This is a genomic window from Nonomuraea mesophila (assembly GCF_004352805.1).
GTDB classification, from domain to species: Bacteria; Actinomycetota; Actinomycetes; order Streptosporangiales; family Streptosporangiaceae; genus Nonomuraea; species Nonomuraea longispora.
In genome coordinates this window covers 1-1,358 of record NZ_SMLD01000376.1, presented here as the reverse complement: position 1 = coordinate 1,358, position 1,358 = coordinate 1, and the positions used below count along the sequence as shown (strand labels likewise).

Here is a 1,358-nt window from a genome sequence, read left to right as displayed (position 1 = left end):
CTGTGAGGATGGTGGTGTGCCGCTTCGAGCCCTGGCTTGACTCGCGCGAGAACAGACCATGGTGTCTTGGCTTGGATCTGTCGGCCGGGGTTTCGAAGTGGTGCTCGCTGTCACCGGGGCGTCGGAGCGTGTCTCGATAGGGGCCTTGCCGCGAACAAAGCACCGTCACAGTTCTGACCGCTCCTGCCGCCCCGACGACGGCTGACCAGCCCCCACGCCGAGCAGGAGCCGGACCACGATGACCAGCATGCCGCACACCAGCACGCTCGTGCACACGGGCCCGGACCGCCAAGTGGTGGTCCTGGGCGTCGACACGCATAAAGACGTCCATGTGGCCGCCGTGCTGACCGAGATGGGATCCGTGCTGGGCAGCAGCGGCTTTCCCACCGGCTCGGACGGCTATGCGCAGCTGCTGGCCTGGGCGCGATCCTTCGGTGTGCTGCGCCGGGCCGGAGTGGAGTGCACCGGCTCCTACGGGGCCGCGCTGGCCCGCGTCCTGGCCGCCGAGGGCGTGGAGGTCTTCGAGGTCAGCCAGCCGGACAAGGCCGCCCGCCGCCGCCGGGGTAAGTCCGATGAGGTGGATGCCGAGGCCGCCGCCCGCGCCGTGCTGTCGGGTCGGGCCACCGCCATCGCCAAGTCCGGCGATGGGCCGGTCGAGATGGTCCGCCTGCTGCGCCGGACCAAGGAATCGGCGGTCAAGGCCCGGACCCAGGCGATCAACCAGCTGCGAGCCGCTTTGGTGGTGGCCGATCCCGGCCTGCGGGCCTCCTTCGACGGCCTGGGGGCCAAGGCCCTGATCCGCCGCTGCGCCGACCTGGCTGTCGGTCCGGTGGCCGACGTCGACAGCGCCACCCTCTATGTGCTGCGCCTGCTGGCCACCCGCATCCAGTCGCTGTCGCAGGAGATCGACGCCCTGGAGCAACTGATGGAGGAGGTGATCCGCCGTCACGTCCCCGCCCTGCTGGACCGCGTGGGCATCGGCCCGGACACTGCCGCCGCCCTGCTGGTCACGGCCGGAGACAACCCGCAACGGCTGGAGAAGGAGGGCTCCTTTGCCGCCCTGTGCGGGGCCAGCCCGGTGGAGGCATCGTCCGGCAAGTCCCAACGCCGGCGCTTGAACCGAGGCGGCGACCGGCAGGCCAACGCCGCCTTGTACCGCATCGTCCTCACCCGGCTGCGATGGGACGACCGCACCCGCGCGTACCTGCAACGGCGCACCACCGAGGGCAAGACCCGCCGCGAGGTCATCCGCTGCCTCAAACGCTATGTCGCCCGCGAGGTCTACGCATTGATCAAAGCAGCGACAGCCGACCACGCTCCTGACCCAGCCTGACCACTTGACGAACATAGGGGCATCC

1 protein-coding gene is annotated in these 1,358 nt (G+C 70.1%); it reads left to right on the top strand.

Annotation, left to right across the window (positions count from 1 at the left end; all coding sequences use genetic code 11):
• The first annotated feature begins 247 nt into the window (after positions 1–247).
• The gene (locus E1295_RS48120) at positions 248–1,333 is read left to right on the top strand and encodes an IS110 family RNA-guided transposase (RefSeq protein WP_132642091.1); all 1,086 of its coding nucleotides are present in this window, start codon (positions 248–250) and stop codon (positions 1,331–1,333) included.
• Positions 1,334–1,358 lie beyond the last annotated feature (25 nt).